General features: G+C 66.4%; 16 protein-coding genes. 10 read left to right on the top strand and 6 right to left on the bottom strand.

Going from position 1 to position 16976, the window contains the following annotated elements; all coding sequences use genetic code 11:
• The first annotated feature begins 4 nt into the window (after nt 1-4).
• From K368_RS0111520 to hslU, 4 genes are all read left to right on the top strand, one after another.
• The gene (locus tag K368_RS0111520) at nt 5-400 is read left to right on the top strand and encodes a GFA family protein (RefSeq protein WP_027172545.1); all 396 of its coding nucleotides are present in this window, start codon (nt 5-7) and stop codon (nt 398-400) included.
• A 114-nt stretch (nt 401-514) separates the two neighbouring features.
• On the top strand, nt 515-1051 hold the full coding sequence (gene hslV / locus K368_RS0111515; protein ID WP_027172544.1) for an ATP-dependent protease subunit HslV: 537 nt from the start codon (nt 515-517) through the stop codon (nt 1049-1051).
• An 87-nt stretch (nt 1052-1138) separates the two neighbouring features.
• Complete coding sequence (locus K368_RS0111510) at nt 1139-2809, top strand: HAMP domain-containing methyl-accepting chemotaxis protein (RefSeq protein WP_027172543.1); 1671 nt, start codon at nt 1139-1141, stop codon at nt 2807-2809.
• Nucleotides 2810-3014: 205 nt separating this feature from the next.
• Nucleotides 3015-4328: an ATP-dependent protease ATPase subunit HslU gene (gene hslU, locus K368_RS0111505; protein ID WP_027172542.1), complete on the top strand. Its 1314-nt coding sequence runs from the start codon at nt 3015-3017 to the stop codon at nt 4326-4328.
• Nucleotides 4329-4350: 22 nt separating this feature from the next.
• On the opposite strand, the gene K368_RS0111500 is transcribed toward hslU, so the two are convergent.
• The 5 genes from K368_RS0111500 to K368_RS0111480 all read right to left on the bottom strand — a co-directional run bounded on the left by K368_RS0111500 (nt 4351) and on the right by K368_RS0111480 (nt 9144).
• Nucleotides 4351-5415, bottom strand: a complete 1065-nt coding sequence (locus K368_RS0111500) for an MBL fold metallo-hydrolase (RefSeq protein WP_027172541.1) — start codon at nt 5413-5415, stop codon at nt 4351-4353.
• A 45-nt stretch (nt 5416-5460) separates the two neighbouring features.
• Nucleotides 5461-5661, bottom strand: a complete 201-nt coding sequence (locus tag K368_RS24475; RefSeq protein WP_036266220.1) for a hypothetical protein — start codon at nt 5659-5661, stop codon at nt 5461-5463.
• 77 nt (nt 5662-5738) lie between these two features.
• On the bottom strand, nt 5739-6848 hold the full coding sequence (locus K368_RS0111490) for an aromatic ring-hydroxylating dioxygenase subunit alpha (protein WP_027172540.1): 1110 nt from the start codon (nt 6846-6848) through the stop codon (nt 5739-5741).
• Nucleotides 6849-7016: 168 nt separating this feature from the next.
• A complete protein-coding gene (locus K368_RS24470) occupies nt 7017-8132 on the bottom strand; it encodes an acyltransferase (protein WP_051439849.1) in 1116 nt (371 codons plus the stop codon).
• A gap of 442 nt (nt 8133-8574) precedes the next feature.
• Nucleotides 8575-9144, bottom strand: coding sequence for a hypothetical protein (locus K368_RS0111480; RefSeq protein WP_027172539.1), 570 nt, complete (start codon nt 9142-9144; stop codon nt 8575-8577).
• A 174-nt stretch (nt 9145-9318) separates the two neighbouring features.
• Here K368_RS0111480 and pgeF point away from each other — a divergent pair, with 174 nt between their 5' ends.
• From pgeF to K368_RS0111465, 3 genes are all read left to right on the top strand, one after another.
• Nucleotides 9319-10089: a peptidoglycan editing factor PgeF gene (gene pgeF, locus K368_RS0111475; RefSeq protein ID WP_027172538.1), complete on the top strand. Its 771-nt coding sequence runs from the start codon at nt 9319-9321 to the stop codon at nt 10087-10089.
• A gap of 271 nt (nt 10090-10360) precedes the next feature.
• Complete coding sequence (locus tag K368_RS0111470; protein ID WP_027172537.1) at nt 10361-11206, top strand: porin; 846 nt, start codon at nt 10361-10363, stop codon at nt 11204-11206.
• Between the two features lie 272 nt (nt 11207-11478).
• The gene (locus tag K368_RS0111465) at nt 11479-12186 is read left to right on the top strand and encodes a DUF2076 domain-containing protein (RefSeq protein WP_027172536.1); all 708 of its coding nucleotides are present in this window, start codon (nt 11479-11481) and stop codon (nt 12184-12186) included.
• A 103-nt stretch (nt 12187-12289) separates the two neighbouring features.
• Here K368_RS0111465 and K368_RS0111460 read toward each other — a convergent pair whose 3' ends face one another.
• Nucleotides 12290-13060 carry a L,D-transpeptidase gene (locus tag K368_RS0111460; RefSeq protein ID WP_027172535.1) on the bottom strand — a complete coding sequence of 257 codons (771 nt, stop codon included), beginning with the start codon at nt 13058-13060 and terminating at the stop codon, nt 12290-12292.
• Between the two features lie 333 nt (nt 13061-13393).
• Here K368_RS0111460 and K368_RS0111455 point away from each other — a divergent pair, with 333 nt between their 5' ends.
• The 3 genes from K368_RS0111455 to pgsA all read left to right on the top strand — a co-directional run bounded on the left by K368_RS0111455 (nt 13394) and on the right by pgsA (nt 16958).
• On the top strand, nt 13394-14125 hold the full coding sequence (locus K368_RS0111455) for a chemotaxis protein (RefSeq protein ID WP_027172534.1): 732 nt from the start codon (nt 13394-13396) through the stop codon (nt 14123-14125).
• An 81-nt stretch (nt 14126-14206) separates the two neighbouring features.
• The gene (gene uvrC / locus K368_RS0111450; protein ID WP_027172533.1) at nt 14207-16261 is read left to right on the top strand and encodes an excinuclease ABC subunit UvrC; all 2055 of its coding nucleotides are present in this window, start codon (nt 14207-14209) and stop codon (nt 16259-16261) included.
• 97 nt (nt 16262-16358) lie between these two features.
• A complete protein-coding gene (gene pgsA / locus K368_RS0111445) occupies nt 16359-16958 on the top strand; it encodes a CDP-diacylglycerol--glycerol-3-phosphate 3-phosphatidyltransferase (protein ID WP_027172532.1) in 600 nt (199 codons plus the stop codon).
• Nucleotides 16959-16976 lie beyond the last annotated feature (18 nt).

The following is a 16976-nucleotide window of genomic DNA, read 5'->3' as shown; positions in this document are numbered from 1 at the left end:
CGACATGGTCTTGACGGGACGGTGCCGCTGCGGCGCGATCCATTACAGCGCCGAGGGCGAGCCGAGCCACAGCGCCCTGTGTCATTGCGCTGATTGCCGGCGCTCTGCCGGTGCTCCGGTGGTGGGCTTCGCCCTGTTCCCGGCCGAGCGGGTGACGATCTCGGGCCGCCCGACCGATTACGAATCCTCGCCCGGTGTCATCCGGCAGTTCTGTGGTACCTGCGGCACTGGGCTGTTCTACCGCAACGAGGCGGTCTTTCCCGGCCAACTCGACATCCATACCGCGACCCTCGACGATCCCGAGGCGCTGCCGCCCCAGGCCAGGATCCAGATCGCGGAGGCCGCCTCGTGGTTCGCTCGGTTCGAGACCCTGCCGGCCTTTCAGCGCTACCCCGAATAGCGCGGTGACGCTCCGGCGGTGGTTGGAGTCCGCGCCCCGAAAGACTACCTGACACCGGTCAGAACCAGACCGGAGCCAGCCTTGTCCCATTCCGAATCCGGCGGCCTGCCGCAAATGCACGCCACCACGATCCTCATGGTCCGCAAGGGTGACAGTGTGGTGATCGGCGGCGACGGGCAGGTCAGCCTCGGGCAGACCATCGTGAAGGGCAATGCCCGCAAGGTACGCCGCCTCGCCAAGGGCTCCGTCATCGGTGGATTCGCCGGGGCGACGGCCGATGCCTTCACCCTGTTCGAGCGGCTCGAAGCCAAGCTCGAACAATATCCCGGTCAGTTGACCCGCGCCTGCGTCGAACTCACCAAGGATTGGCGCACCGACCGGTACCTGCGCCGCCTCGAGGCGATGATGCTTGTGGCGGACAAGGATGTAAGCCTGCTCCTGTCGGGCGCCGGCGACGTGCTGGAGCCGGAAGGCGGCGTCATGGCGATTGGCTCGGGCGGGAATTACGCCCTGGCCGCCGCCCGCGCTCTTGAAGACGGCGAGCACGACGCGGAGGCGATCGTCCGGAAGGCGCTCGGCATCGCGGCGGAGATCTGCGTTTACACAAACGGTAATCTCGTCATTGAGAAGCTGGAAATTCCTGCATCTTAGTTCCGAATTAGGGGCGCGATTAACCCAACCTTGTCGATATTCCCCTAGCGCTATCGCCTGACTGTTTCAGGAAGCTGGCCGAAGACGATGCGCATCAGGGCAAAAATTCTCGGTTTCGTCGGTCTCTGCTCAATGGTGACGCTCGTCGTCGCCACGATCAGCGTCCTGACGCTCCAGACGTTCAATACCGCGCTGACGGATGCGAAACTCGCGTCCCAGCGGGCCCTCGACGCCGCGAACGTGAATCGGCTCGTCACCAGCGTCGTGGTCGAGTCGCGCGGCATCTACGCGGCCAAGGATACCCAGGATGCGGAGAAATACGCCGCTCGGTTGATGAAGAACCTGGAGGCGATGAACGCCCTCCTCACCGCCTCGGCTCCGAGAGTCCCCGCGAGCGAGCGTCCGCTCTTCGACAAGATCACCGACGAAGCCGCGGGCTTCACTATTCTGCGCACGGAGACGGCGCGTCTCGGCACACAGGTCTCGCCGAAGGCCGCCGCGGAACAGGGCTTCAACGAGGCCAACCGCGCCAACCGTCAGGCTTTCCAGGACAGTATCGAGAAGCTCGTGTCCCAAAGCTCGGCCGAGATCGGGGCCATCGACCGCTGGACCGACGATCTCTACGCGAACCGCCTGAATCTTCTCCTGGCCCTCGCCATCGGCGGCACCCTCGGCAGCCTCGTCATCGGCGGCTTCGTGGGAACGCGGCAGATCGCCCGGCCCCTGGTAGGCGTCTCCGCAGCGATCCGCCGCCTCTCGGAGGGCAATCTCACCCTGCCCGAAACCAAGGCCCGGCGCGACGAGATCGGCGAGATCTGGGCCAGCATGCGGGTCTTCTCGGCGACGATGAAAGAGTCGGCGGAACTGCGTGCCACGCAGGACCAGGCCGCCGGCATCGCGTCGCAGCGTCGCCGTGGCGAGAGAAACGAGCTCGCGGATCGCTTCCAGGGCAGCGTCGGGAACCTCGTCGAGACGCTGGCCGCCTCGGCTGCCGAGATGGAGCTCACCGCCCGCTCCATGGCGGCCAACGCGGACCAGACCAACCGGCAGTCCACCGCGGTGATGAACGCGGCCAACGAGACGGCCATGAACGTTCAGGCTGTGGCGGCGGCCACCGAGGAACTCGCCGCCACCGCCAACGAGATCGGCGCACAAGTCAGCCAGACATCCGCCGCCGCGGCCGGCGCGGTGGAGAGCGCGCGCCGGACATCCGAGCGCGTCCGGGTCCTCGCCGACAGCGCGTCCCGCATCGGCGACGTGGTCGCCCTGATCTCCAGCATCGCCAGCCAGACCAACCTGCTTGCCCTGAACGCCACGATCGAGGCGGCTCGTGCCGGTGAGGCCGGCCGTGGTTTCGCTGTGGTCGCCGCCGAGGTGAAGGGGCTCGCTGCCCAGACCGCGAAGGCGACGGACGAGATCACCGCGCAGATCGCGACGATCCAGGACGCCACCCGCGATACGGTGGGCGCCATCGAGGAGATCGGCTCCACCATCGGTAGCGTGCATACGATCGCGATGGGCGTCGCAGCGGCGGTGGAACAGCAGCAGGTGGCGACGCAGGAAATCGCCCGCAGCGTCAACGATGCAGCCCGCGGAACCCAGGCCGTCACCGACACCATCGCGGACGTGCAGGTCGCGGCGGTTCAGACCGGGGCCGGCGCGTCTCAGGTACTGGCTGCGGCCGAGCAGCTGACGCGCCAGTCCCTGAGCCTCGGACACGAAGTCGAGGGCTTCGTCGGCGGCATCCGGGCGGCCTGAGCGCTGTCCCGATGCATCTGGAAAGGACGGCCGCCGACGCTTAGATCGGGATCGTGCAAGATCTCGATCCCGTGCCGACCCGCCCACATGGTTCCGCCTTTTGCTCGCCCCATCCGCGCACCGGCCGGGGCGGCTTTCGTACGGATCGACTGCGCGCCCTCCCCTGTTCTCGGGCAGCGCAGCTGCCGCATCCGACCGGAGCGTGATGACAACCTTTTCCCCCCGCGAAATCGTCTCCGAGCTCGATCGGTTCATCGTCGGCCAGCACGATGCCAAGCGGGCGGTCGCCATCGCCCTGCGCAACCGCTGGCGTCGGCAGCAGCTCGTCGGTCCCTTGCGGGAGGAGGTGGCTCCCAAGAACATTCTCATGATCGGCCCCACGGGCTGCGGCAAGACCGAGATCGCCCGCCGGCTGGCCAAGCTCGCCGGCGCACCGTTCCTCAAGATCGAGGCGACGAAGTTCACGGAGGTCGGCTATGTCGGCCGCGACGTGGAGCAGATCATCCGCGACCTCGTCGAAGTCGGGATCGGCCTCAAGCGCGAGGAGAAGCGCCGCTCGGTCCAGGCCAAAGCGGAAGCGGCAGCGGAAGCGCGCATCCTCGATGCCCTGGTCGGGCCGACATCGGGCCAAGCCACCCGCGACAGTTTCCGGAAGAAGCTGAGGGCTAGCGAACTCGACGACAAGGAAGTCGAGATCGAGCTGTCGGGCGGATCGCCCTCCGGCCTGCCGATGTTCGAGATCCCCGGGATGCCGGGCGCGTCCATGGGGGCGGTCAATCTCGGCGACATGCTCGGCAAGGCGCTTGGCGGCCAGAAGGGCAAGCCGAAGCGGATGACGGTGCGCGAGGCCTACGCACCCCTGCTCGCCGAGGAATCCGACAAGCTGGTAGATACGGAATCCCTCACGCAGGAGGCGATCCACGAGGTCGAGAACAACGGCATCGTCTTCCTCGACGAGATCGACAAGATCTGCGCCAAGGAAGGCCGCTCGTCGGCCGATGTGTCCCGCGAGGGCGTACAGCGCGATCTGCTGCCTCTGATCGAGGGAACGACGGTAGCGACGAAGCACGGTCCGGTGAAGACCGACCACATCCTGTTCATCGCCAGCGGCGCCTTCCACGTCTCGAAGCCGTCCGATCTCCTGCCCGAACTGCAGGGCCGCCTGCCGATCCGGGTCGAGTTGCAGCCCCTCACCGTAGAGGATTTCAAGCAGATCCTCACCACCACCGAGGCGAGCCTGCTGAAACAGACCGTGGCGCTGATGGCGACGGAAGGCGTGACCCTGGATTTCACAGACGACGCCGTGGACGCACTGGCACGGGTCGCCGTCGAGGTGAACAACTCGGTCGAGAATATCGGCGCCCGCCGGCTACAGACCGTGCTGGAGCGGGTGATCGACGACATCTCCTTCACCGCCACCGACCGCTCCGGGGAGACCGTGCCGATCGATGCGGCCTATGTCCGCGAGCGCGTCGAGAGCTTGGCGGCCAATGCGGATCTGAGCCGGTTCATTTTGTAGAGCCGCAGCGGCCAATCTGACATCAAACCGCCCAGACCTGTCCGGGACGCAGGGGAACGAAGCGGGCGGGATCGATCCCCTCCGCTTCGCAGGCCGTCGCCAGCGCCTCCACCGGCTCCTCAATGCCCTCGTCGGTGAGGCGGAACGTGCCCCAATGGTGGCCGAGCATCTGTTCGGCCCCGAGGAGAAGCCCGGCCTCGACGGCGTCGGCCGGGTTCATGTGTTGGCCCTTCATGAACCAGCGCGGCTCGTAGGCCCCGATCGGCAGTGTGGCGAGGCGCGGGGGACCGAACCGGTCGCGGGCATCGCGGAAAATCGCGCCATCGGCGAGACCGGTATCCCCGGAATGATAGACGACGCCGGACGGGCTCGTCAGGACGTAAGAGCACCACAGCGCCATGCGCTTGTCGTTCAGGCCCCTGGCCGACCAGTGGTTGGCGGGGGTCATATGTACGGTGAGCCCGCCGCCGAGATCGACGGATTGGCCCCAGTCGCATGTCTCCACATGCATCGTATCGTCGAAGGACCGCAGGATGCTGTCGTTGCCCAGCGGCGCCACGATGAGGGGCTGATGCCGTTGCCAGAGCCGGGCCACGGTCGGCCCGTCGAGATGGTCGTAATGGTTGTGGGTGATCAGGACGACGTCGATCGGCGGCAGATCGCCGAAGGCGATGCCCGGCCGATTGACCCGCTTCGGACCTGCCATGGAGAGCGGGCTGGCGCGCTGGGCGTAGACGGGGTCGACGAGGATGTTGCGGCGGCCGACCTGGAACAGGTAGCTCGCATGGCCGATGAATGCGACGCGTAAGCCATCCACCCGTTCGGGCGGCGTATCACTGAAGGGGCTCGGGAACGAGGACGGCCAACTGACCCCGGCCCGCTCCCGCTTCCAGCGCAGGATGTCCCCCAGCACCTTGTCCGCCGGCTGATCGACGCCGTGGAACCGCAGCCCGTCGAAATGGTCGGTCACGGGACCGCTGTAATACGGGTTTCGGCCCTTGCTGCGCCTATGCGCCGCGTAGCCGACGCCGCCCAGCGTCATGACGGTGACCGCGGAAAGGGTCGCGAGAAGGCTTTGCCGTTTCATCGTTCCGAGATGGCGGTGGCCACCGCGCAATCAAGACGCCTTCCGTCAGCCTTCGCAGTCCTTCGGCATCACGGCAACCAGTTCACCGGCGAGCGCGCGAATCTTCCGATGCGCCTCGACCTCGACCTCCTCACGGGTCTTGTTCTCGGTCGGGATGGCGACGACGCCGGTGATCCGCCCATGCGCACCGAGGAGCGTGAAATTGAATCGCCCCATGCGGCTGCGGCGAACGACGTAATGCGACAACGGTCTCGCTCCTTCCAGAAAGCATCGGCCTGAAAGGACCAGCTACGGAGCGGAGGACCGAAAAGTTTCAGGCCTGCTCAGGACCGCCAGCGCAATTCCTGCTGCAGCAGCGGATTGTGGAATGGCCGCGCCTCGCGGGCCGCCTGGAGGGCTTCGCGCTTGAGGCGGAAATACCATTGCGACGGCAGATCGCTCTGGCCGAACAGCACCATCGTGGGCTTGCGGTCGAGGCCGGCCTGGGCGTGCTGGAGCACCTGCTGGTCCTGGGTCAGGAACTGCCGCATGAGGGGGCGCGCCAGGGGCTTCAGCAGGTTGAGGACCGGCATGTTCCAGTAGAGCGCGTTCGTCAGCAGGGTGCGGTTATGGGTGAGCGGCGTCGCGAAGGTGTAGTTCGCCACGCGCTTCGGCCCGGCCTCTATCCGCTCAAGCCGCACGCCCGGCAGGCGGAACTCGATCTCCACCTCCGGCACGCCGCCGAGCAGCTTGTAGACCGGCGAACTCGTCGTGGTGGCATGGCTCGACATGGTGAAGCCGTGCGGCGTCGGCGTGAACGTCTTCACCTTCTCCCGCAGCTCCTTCGACGGGCGGAACCACCAGGAATCGTGGACGAAGGCCACATGGCCGGGGTCGACGAGACTCAGCGTGGTGAGATCGAACGACGCCTCGACCACGAGTTCGACCACGAGGGAGCCCGCCGCCTCGAACCCGAGTTCCGGCAGGGACGGCAGGTCGCCGCCCGGCGGACCGAGATAAGGGTTCACCCAGACGAAGCCGGCACTCTCGCGAACGGGAAAGCGCTGGACTGTGATCCGGGTGAAATCCGCCGCATCGGCGGAGGACAAGGTGGGCACGTCGCGGCAGCGCCCATCCGTGCCGAAGCGCCAGCCATGGAAGGGACAGGTCACGGCATCACCGTCGAAGCGCCCCTTCGACAGGGCCATGCCGCGGTGAGGGCAGCGGTCGCGCATGGCGAAAGCGGCTCCGGCCTTGTCGCGGCCGAGGACGATCTGTTCGCCGTTGAGTTCGACGGCGCGCAGGCTGCCCGCCTTCAGCGTATCGGATCGGCCGACGCAATAGAACGCATCCGGTAGGGGCTGGCGCATGGCGTCCGGGTCGAGGGCTGCTTCGTCGGTCGCCGAATTCTTCGCCGTATCGGCCTTTGCCTGGGTCGGCGGGGATGAGAGCATGATGGGCCGCGACTGTCCTGATGCGATCTCGTCTCCGGCCATGCCCGGGCCTGTTCGGGTCCCGGACGATGCGTGGCGGAGAGCGCCCCGTCTTACGCCTCGGTGGCGGCGGTGGCCATAAGCGTAAAGGGACGGCCGAGACTGTGCCCCTCGCCCGCCCGGCGGGCTCTAGCCGACCCTCGGTTCCGCCCTGCGGCGCAGGGAAGCCACCGACTCGATCCACGCGATGATCTGCCTCTTGTGAACCAGAATGGGTTTCTCGATGAAGGTCCAGGATATCCAGGCGCAGGCGAGGGACAGCGGCAGGGCGATCGCGAAATAGGCAGGGAAGGTCAGGCTCTCGCCGAAGATGTCGTAGGACAGCTTGATGATGGGGAAGTGGAACAGGAACACGCCGTAGGACAGGTCGCCGAACGGCACCTTGCGCGGGTCGGTCGCCCCGAGCCAGACGGTGACGTAGGCGACGGGAAAGGCGGCGAGATAAGACGTCTCGCGGTAGGTCAGAAGCAGGGCGGCCAGGACGAGGCTCGCGAGGAACAGACGGCCGTCATGCGGGATGCGGTCGCGGTAGAGATGGATGAGGACGCCCGCGAGGAACGCGAAGATCAGCACCCGCCCTCCGAGTTGGGCGTAAGGGCTTTGATCGCCGGCCCCCACGGAAAAGACCGTCAGCCCGAGGACGACGAGGCCGAGACCGGCCCCGAACAGGGCTCGCCGCCGTGTCGCCCCCACCAGGGCGAGGAGGATCAGAGCGAGATAGCATTCGAGCTCGGTCGGTATGGTCCAGAGCTGGGCGTTCAGCATCTGGCCGCCGATGACCCCCGGCAGGGTGTAGTGGATGTAGCCCACGATATTGAGGAAATAGGACAGGAACTCCGGTGAGGTGAAATAGACCCCCAACGGCAGGACCGTGAAGATCGGCCCGAGCAACAGTGCCACCAGCACCGTCTCGAAGGCCAAGGCCGGGACGATGCGCAGGATCCGCAGCAGGGCGAATTGATGCAGGCGGGTCCGGCCAAGGCTGCCGGCCACCAGGAAGCCGGACAAAGCGAAGAACATCGGCAGGATCGCGGCAGGAAGTGCGCGGGCGGGACCGCCCCAGAACACCCGCACCGACTCGTCGAAATTCGCGACGGAATAGGAGTGCCAGAGCAGCACGGAGAGTGACAAGCCGATGCGAAGGTAATCGAAGCCCGACGTGTAGCCGGAGGCCTTCGCCATTTTAACGTCGATGGACGGCATTGCCCGGAAGCCCATGGCGAGCGACGAAGCCGCCTCCAACATGGAAGGCCCGTCGTAAGTAGGCTCCATCGTACCGCGGTTGCGCAATCCGATGTGACATTCGAACGCCTAGCGTTAACGGCGTTGCCCCGCGCGCGGGCATTCCGCCGCCATCCGTCGAAGGTTTTATGCGACGGGCCCGGGCGAGCGAAAGGATGCCCGCAGCGGCGAGGCGCCGCGCCTACCGCATCGGGGCTTTTCAAGCTGCAGATCCGTGACTAGCTTGGGGTTCTCGCAACGAACGAAAGGAGGTGATCCAGTGTCTCATTGCCTAAATCAGCCGCTTACCTCGGCTCACCGGACCTGGAACGTCGCCTCCGGCGCGCACGCCTAGCGCGTTAGAGGACGCCTCACCGGGTTCGGCCGAACGGACAAGCGGTTCGGCAATGGAAGGGCCGCCCTCATGGGGCGGCCCTTCGTCTTTCGGACTGTAGGAGAGGGGTGTTCAGCGCTTCTGAAACAGAGGCTGGGCGAGCGCCTCGGCCCGAGCCATCCAGAGGTCGCGGTCGGAACAGGCCTGAGCCAGCTCCTCGGCATCGCTCTCTGAGCGCGAGCGGGCCTCGTCGAGCTTCTCGACGAAGATCGTCTGGAGTTCGGCGAGGCGGTCGCGCTCGGCGCGCAGGTCGTGAAGCTCGGCCATCTCTTTCTCCACATGCGACCGCAGGCGGCGCAGTTCCTGAGCGAGAAGCCCCTGCAGCTGATCATAGCGTTCGCCTTCGACCTTGAGCTTGGCCTTGAGCATCAGGTTCTCGGCCATCAGTTCGGAGACGTCGCTATCCTCGGCGACCTCGGTCCGGGCCGGCGGCGGGACCACCCGGGGCGACCAGGACGAGGCCTGCGGCTCGGCCTTCTCCGGCGACGCCGGTCTCTCGAACGACGCCACCTTTTCAGCGGCCGGGGCCTGCTCGGCGGACGTGGTCGCCGCCTTCATGGCGGCCAGCCAATCCCGCAACGGTCCGGGCGTCGGACGTCCGTTTGAATCCTGTGCCTGGTAGTGACGGGCTGGTTCCGACATCGCTCGCGTCCTCGTGTGCAGGAGCATTCGATCAAACCATGCTTAACGAAGCGTAAAGGTTAAGAAAATTTCCTCGTCCCGATATGCGGTCACCGACAGGCCGCGCGCGACCACCCCGCGGAGCGGGCTGATGCTATAGCTCGGCCCGCAATCGCCAAAGGACGGACACGGCTCATGTATATCGAAGCGCCCAGCCTCGTGGGACAGCCCGGCATCAGACATGCCTTCTTCACCCGTGCCGGCGGCGTCTCCCACGGCCTCTATGCCAGTCTCAACGGCGGCCTCGGCTCGCAGGACGAGCCCGCACTGGTGGCGGAGAACCGGAGCCGCATGGCCGGGCATCTCGGCGTCGCGCCGAGCCATCTCGTCAGCCTGTACCAGGTTCACTCCGCCGAGGTCGCCATCATCGAAGGTCCCATGGCCCTCGCCGACCGCCCCCGCGCCGACGCGATGGTGACGCGCGTGCCGAACCTCGCCCTGGGCATCGCCACGGCGGATTGTGGCCCCATCCTGTTCGCCGATCCCGTCGGTCGCGTCGTCGGTGCCGCCCATGCGGGATGGAAGGGAGCGTTGACCGGTGTGATCGCCGCCACGGTGGAGGCGATGGAGCGGCTCGGCTCGGACCGGGCCGACATCGTCGCTGTGCTCGGCCCCACGATCTCGCAAGCCGCCTACGAAGTCGGGGACGATTTCCGCGCCCGCTTTGCCGAGGAGGTTCCGGAACCGGACGCCCATTTCGCGCCGGGCGAGCGCGACGGGCACGCCCAGTTCGACCTGCCCGGCTTCATCGCGCGCCGCCTGCGGGAGGCCGGCATAGAGAAGGCATCGACTCTGGGTCTTTGCACCTACGGCGATCCCGACCGCTTCTATAGCTATCGGCGCACGACACACCGGGGAGAGGCCGATTACGGCCGACTGATCTCCGCGATCGTTCTTGCTGCCTAGCAGCGGAAATAGTGGCGGCCAGGGGCTGCGACAATCTGTCATTCGCCAAGGGGCGCAAAAAGCGTGGCCTTACGTGAACCTTGGCCGTTCGACGGTGTTCTGGCTATGCGTTGCCTCTGGTGAGGTGGTCGCTGCCACAAAGGGGCCGTGTTCGACACACTCGGCGTGGTTGCGATGCAACAGCTTCCTGACGGATGCTGAGTTATAGACGGGGAATTGCGCAGGACCGCTCCCAAAAAGGCGGCCGCGCTAATGAGTAGAGGACCAGACCATGAAATCCTTCCTTCGCGGCACGACCGCCCTCGCCGGCATCGTCATCGCCGGTTCCGCTTTCGCCGCCGACCTTCCGCGTCGCGCCGCCCCCCCGGTCTTCGTGCCGGTGCCGGTGTTCACCTGGACGGGCGCCTACTTCGGTATCAACGCCGGTTACGGCTTCGACGCCGGTAGCAACAGCGACCGCTACACCCTCCCCGGCGGTTCGGTGCTGAACTCCTTCACCCGCACCCCGGTGGTCGTGTCCACCAACGGCGGCAACGACCTCGAAGGCTTCGTCGGCGGTGGCCAGGTCGGCTACAACTACCAGTTCACCCCGGGTTCGGGCGTGGTCGTCGGTATCGAAGCTGACGCCCAGTACACCGACTTCGGCAACAAGAGCCGCACCGTGGCCGGCACCATCAGCCCCGCCGCCGGCGCTCTCGTCAGCCCCACCTCGGTCCGTATCCCGGGCAACGAGATGAACTTCTTCGGCACCGTTCGCGGCCGTATCGGTTACGCCTTCGACCGCACCCTCGTGTACGGCACCGGCGGCTTCGCCTACGGCGACGGCGCCACGGGTGGCGAAGACTTCCGCACCGGCTACACCGCTGGTGGTGGTATCGAGTACGCTCTCCCCACCGACTCGTTCTTCAACTTCTTCAAGTCGTCGGCCGTGACCCTGAAGGTCGAAGGTCTGTACGTGAACCTCGAGAACGACAGGAACAACCGTGGCGGTCGCTCGGTGTTCAACGCGTCTGCCGGCCCCAATGGCCTCCTGACCATCAGCCCCTCGGTTGCTGCTCGTGAGTCCGAGTTCGCCGTCGTCCGCGCCGGCCTGAACTACAAGTTCGGCTCGTACTAGGACTTGGCGTATCCGGTCACCGCCTCAGGGCGGTGACCTCAGATCCCGATAAGGAGCCCGGCCGAGAGGTCGGGCTCTTTTTTGTTGCGCGACAGGGGCTTGCCGCTGTCCGCCCCGTTTCCTGTCGGAAATTTCATGCTGGGAACGGGATTCCCAGTGCATCCGCAACGGCGAAGTTCGCGTTGACCCCCTGACAAAGCCTGTGGCGCCACCCCATCTCGGAGGCGCCGGGGCGGCATTGGCCCGCAGGCTTCTCTCAGGAGGACGACCCCATGAACAGCGAAGAACGCGAGGTCATCGGCGGCATTTTCCAGCGTCTGGAGCAGGCCGCGAGCCAGCCCCGCGACGCCGATGCCGAGCGCTTCATCGCGGACAAGCTCCGCGCTCAGCCCTATGCGCCCTATGCGATGGCGCAGCTGATCTATGTCCAGGAAGAGGCGATCAAGAGCCTGAACGAGCAGCTCGAACAGGCACGACAGGCGGCCCAGCAGCCCCAGGGCGGCGGTGGCGGCTTCCTGTCGAGCATCTTCGGCGGGGGGGCGCGCCAGCCGGAACCCCAGCGTCCGTCCGGCCAGCCTTGGGGCGGCCAGGGTGGGCCGCAGCAGGGATACGGTCAGCAGCCCGGATATGGGCAGCAGCCGGGTTACGGCGGACCGCAGCAGGGTGGTCCCTGGGCCGGCCAGCAGGCGGCGCCCGCCCGTGGCGGCGGCTTCATGGCGACGGCCCTTCCGATGGCGGCGGGTGCCGCCGGCGGCATGCTGCTCGGCAGCGCTCTGTCCAACGCCTTTGCCGGCGGACATTCGGCCCTCGGCAGTGCGGCGGCGGCGGGCCTTCCTTCGGCAGGAGCCGCGGCCGGTAACGAGGATCTCGGCTCGGCCCTCGGCGGCGGAAACGATTTCCAGGACGCGTCGTTCGACAGCGATCCGGGTAGCGATTTTGGCGGCGACCTCGGTGGCGGCGGCGACGACGATTGGGTTTGAGCCCGCGCCGCGCGCCTCACCGTGCGTGATTGACCACTGACGAGACAAGCCCGGCGCGTGTCCTCACGCGCCGGGTTTTTTTTGATCGGTCGCCGGCCGTCGCTTACAGGACTTCGACCCGCGTCCCCACGGGCGTGCGTTCATACAGGTCGATGACGTCCTCGTTCATCATCCGGATGCAGCCCGACGAGACGGATTGCCCGATCGTGTGCGGCTCGTTGGTACCGTGGATCCGGTAGAGGGACGAGCCGAGATAGAGCGCCCGCGCTCCCAGAGGATTGGCCGGTCCGCCCGCCATGTGACGCGGCAGGTCGGGGCGGCGCTGGAGCATCTCCGCCGGAGGCGTCCAGTCCGGCCATTCGCGTTTCTGGCTGATCGTCTTCATCCCCGACCAGGCGAAGCCCGGGCGACCGACACCGATGCCGTAGCGGATGGCCTGACCGGCCGGCTGGACGAGGTAGAGGAACTTCGTTCGGGTATCGATGACGATGGAGCCGGGCTTCTGCCGCCCATCGAAGGCGACGACCTGTCGGGCATAGCGCGGGTCGGGCGTGCGCTCGATCGCTGCGCCCTGCATCTCTGGCACGGCCTGCGACGGCAGAGCGGCGAGCCGCGTGTGCGCGGGAGCGAGATAGGGATCGACGTCGGGCACGCGATCGCCCGAATAGAGCACCCGCGGCATCGGCGCGCCACCATAGCCCTGGGCGGCCGGGTGGCGCGGGAGCACGCCGTCATCCGCGAGGCCGGCTCGCCGGGGACGCGGCAGCGTTCCGTTGCCGGTCACCAGGAATTCGATGAAGCCGCCACCATATTGGCCGGGGGATGACTGAGCCTGTGCGGCTCCACCCGTCACCGTCGCCGCCAGGCAAGCCATGGCAACGCACAACTCGATACGCTTCAACACGCGACTACTCCCAGCCATCATCAACCTGAGCGCTAGGCTGGCCGGACGGGGCGAGAATTACGTGAAAGAACGTGGTGAATCGTTCAGTCCATTGCGGCTCGATTGGTCGCTTTCAAAAACAGCATGAATCTTCGGTAAAACCGCACACGTTCTTTTGTCTGTTGAAGAAATGGCAACCACTTTGTCGGATGGTGGCTCGAAGGCCTCTCGTATCGGGATCCGCGTCGTTCCTCAGGACGTCGCGCCCGAACCACGCGTGCCCCGCCATTCGACCCAGTTACTCCCGCCGGCTGATCATCCCCGATGAACATGAAGCGCTACCGCATCGAAGACAGCCTCGGTTTGGCAAGCGTCCGACCCGTCGCGGAGGTCGTGCACGCCGCCGAGCGTTCCGGCGCCGACGACGTGAAGCTCGATGAGATCCTCTCGGCGATACAGGATCTTCGCCGCATCACGCAGACCAGCACCGTCGAGACGATCGAAGCCTGCCGGAAGGAGCTCAACGAGGCCTTCGCCATGCGCTCCGAGCTCGACGTGATGAAGGGCGCGATCACACGGACCAAGCAGGAGATCGCCACACTCTATCACTCGGAGAATACCGGGAAGGGAATGAAGCGTGTCGCTGGCGAACTCGACGCGGTGGTGGAATCCACCGAGCTCGCCACGAGCACGATCCTCGGCGCCCTGGAGGAGATCGAGACCAATGCCGGCGTATTGCGGGCCATGCGCAATGCCGCCGGAGCCGAGAACGTCGACATGATCCTCGAGCGCGTGATCGTCGCCTATGAGGCCTGCAACTTCCAGGATCTCACCGGCCAGCGCATCAACAAGATCGTGGGCGTGCTCAAGTTCATCGAGGAGCATCTCGATCGCATGATCGAAGCCTGGGGCGGTCTCGACACGTTCAGCGAAATTCTCGGCGTCGTGCCGCAAGCCCCCAGCATCGACGATGAAAGCTCGCTCCTCAACGGACCCAAGCTCGACAGCGATCCGGGCCATGTGGACCAGGGCGATATCGACGCGCTGTTCGATTAAGACGCGAACGCGCCAACCTTCGCGGGTCGATGGGATCGGGAGCCCCTTCCTTCTCGAATCCCCGGCGCTTAAGTCTCGGGCATGAGCCGCCAGCCCGCGAAAGACCCGTCTTCCCAGCAAGACCTGCCGCCGGATGCGTTCGACGAGCGCGAGGACGCGGACGAGACCCCGGAACGCATCGACGATGGACCCGAGATCGATTTCGATTTCGAGGAAGGCGCGGTCAAGGCCGGCACGGAGATCATCCGCCGGTTCTGGAGCACGCTGCCGTCGGGACCGGGCGTCTACCGGATGTTCGACGAGAAGGGCGACGTCCTCTACGTCGGCAAGGCCAAGAACCTGAAGGCCCGGGTGGGCTCCTATGCAAGGGGCCAGGCCCATTCCAACCGCATCGCCCGGATGATCTCGCAGACGGCGGCGATGGAATTCGTCACCACTGCCACCGAGACCGAAGCGCTGCTGCTGGAGGCCAACCTCATTAAGCAGCTGAAGCCCCGCTTCAACGTGCTGATGCGGGACGACAAGTCGTTTCCCTACATCCTGGTCACGGCGGATTCGGAAGCACCGCAGATCGTCAAGCATCGCGGCGCCAGGCGGCGCAAGGGCAGCTATTATGGCCCCTTCGCCACCGTCTGGGCGGTGAACCGCACGGTCAACGCGCTGCAGCGCGCCTTCCTGCTGCGCACCTGCAGCGACAGCTATTACGAGAACCGCACCCGGCCCTGCCTGCTCTATCAGATCAAGCGCTGCGCCGGCCCCTGCACCGGCGAGATCGCCCTGCCGGAGTATCAGGCGCTCGCCGAGAATGCGAAGGGCTTCCTCTCGGGCAAGTCCAATGCGGTGAAGGACCGTATGCGCGAGGAGATGCAGGACGCCTCCGAGAAGCTCGAGTTCGAACGCGCCGCCCGTTTCCGCGACAGGATCAGCGCGCTCTCGGCGATTCAGGGGACGCAGGGCGTCAACACGCAGGGCATCGAGGAGGCGGACGTGTTCGCCCTCGATGAGCAGGCCGGCCAGTTCTGCATCGAGGTCTTTTTCTTCCGCAACTTCCAGAATTGGGGCAACCGCGCCTACTTCCCGAAGGCCGACCGCTCCATGACGCCGGACGAGGTGCTCGCCTCCTTCATCAGCCAGTTCTACGACGACAAGCCGGCCCCCAGGATCGTCCTCGTTTCCCATGCCATCGAGGATGCGGAGCTGATGGCGGCCGCCCTGTCGAGCCGGGCCGAGAACCGGGTGGAGGTCCACCAGCCCCAGCGCGGCGAGCGCAAGGCCCTGGTGGAATACGCCCAGAGGAACGCCAAGGAGGCTTTGGCCCGAAGGCTTGCCGACACCGCCTCGCAAGGCAAGCTGCTGGTGGCCCTCGGGCAATCGTTCGGGTTGCCCGCAGCACCCCGCCGCATCGAGGTCTACGACAATTCCCACATCATGGGCACGAACGCGGTGGGCGGCATGATCGTCGCCGGCCCTGCGGGGTTTGCCAAGACGCATTACCGCACCTTCAACATCAAGTCGGAGGAGCTGACGCCGGGCGACGATTTCGGGATGATGAAGGAGGTGCTGCAGCGCCGCTTCAAGCGTCTCGTCAAGGAGAACCCGCGCACGCCGAACGAGGCGGCTTTGGCGGCCAGCGAAGGCGGCGTGCCCGAGCCGGTCCCCGAACCGGACGGCGAGACCATGCCGGCCTGGCCCGACCTCGTCCTCATCGACGGCGGCAAGGGCCAGCTCGAAGCCGCCCGTACGGCACTGGAACAGCTGGGCGTCACCGACGTCGCCCTCGTCGGCATCGCCAAGGGCCGCGACCGCGATGCGGGGCGCGAGACCTTCTTCGTGCCCGGCAAGGCCCCGTTCAAGCTGCCGCCGCGTGACCCGACCCTCTACTTCGTCCAGCGCCTGCGGGACGAGGCCCACCGCTTCGCCATCGGCACGCACAGGGCCAAGCGCAAGCGCGAGATGATCAAGAACCCCCTCGACGAGATCGCCGGCATCGGTCCCACCCGCAAACGCGCCCTCCTCCACCATTTCGGGACGGTGAAGGCGATCCAGCGCGCCTCCCTGGAGGATCTGGCGACCACGCCCGGCGTCAACGCGGCCACGGCGCGGGCGGTGTACGATTACTTCCAGGCCGGAGGGTGACGCTCGGCCACTTCGCCCGGAAACCAAACCGCCCCCAAGACGGCCACACGATCATCGCGGTTGACCCCTCCCCCCCGCCCATGGTTTCACCGCATCGATGACTGTCCTCCCCCTCCGACGCAGGTCACCGGCCTGGACGCTGGCGAATTGCCTGACTTACGGGCGGCTGGTCGCCGTTCCCGTGGTCGTGGCGCTGTTGTATTGGCCGGACGAGCATGCGGCGCGGTTTGCGGCGCTCGGCGTCTTCATCGCCGCCGCCATCACCGATTATCTCGACGGCTACGTGGCCCGGACCTACGATCAGAGCTCGGCCCTGGGGCGCATGCTCGATCCGATCGCCGACAAGCTCCTCGTCGCCGCCTGCCTGCTGATGCTGGTGGCCGACAAGACGATCCACGACTGGAGCCTGTGGGCGGCCATCGTCATCCTGTGCCGTGAGATCCTCGTCTCGGGCCTGCGCGAGTATCTGGCGGAGTTGAAGGTCAGCCTTCCCGTCAGCCGCGTCGCAAAGTGGAAGACCACCCTTCAGCTGGTGGCGATCGGCTTCCTCGTGGCCGGCAAGGCGGGGGAAACGATCCTGCCTCATACCGTCTTCGCCGGGGAGACCCTGCTCTGGGTCGCCGCGGCCCTGACGCTCTACACGGGCTACGATTATATGAAAGCCGGCATCCGGCACGTGATCGACGATCCGCGCTGACCCGCCGATGCCGCAGCC

Source organism: Methylobacterium sp. 10 (genome assembly GCF_000519085.1).
Taxonomy (GTDB): domain Bacteria; phylum Pseudomonadota; class Alphaproteobacteria; order Rhizobiales; family Beijerinckiaceae; genus Methylobacterium.
This window is presented reverse-complemented; position numbering and strand designations above follow the sequence as displayed.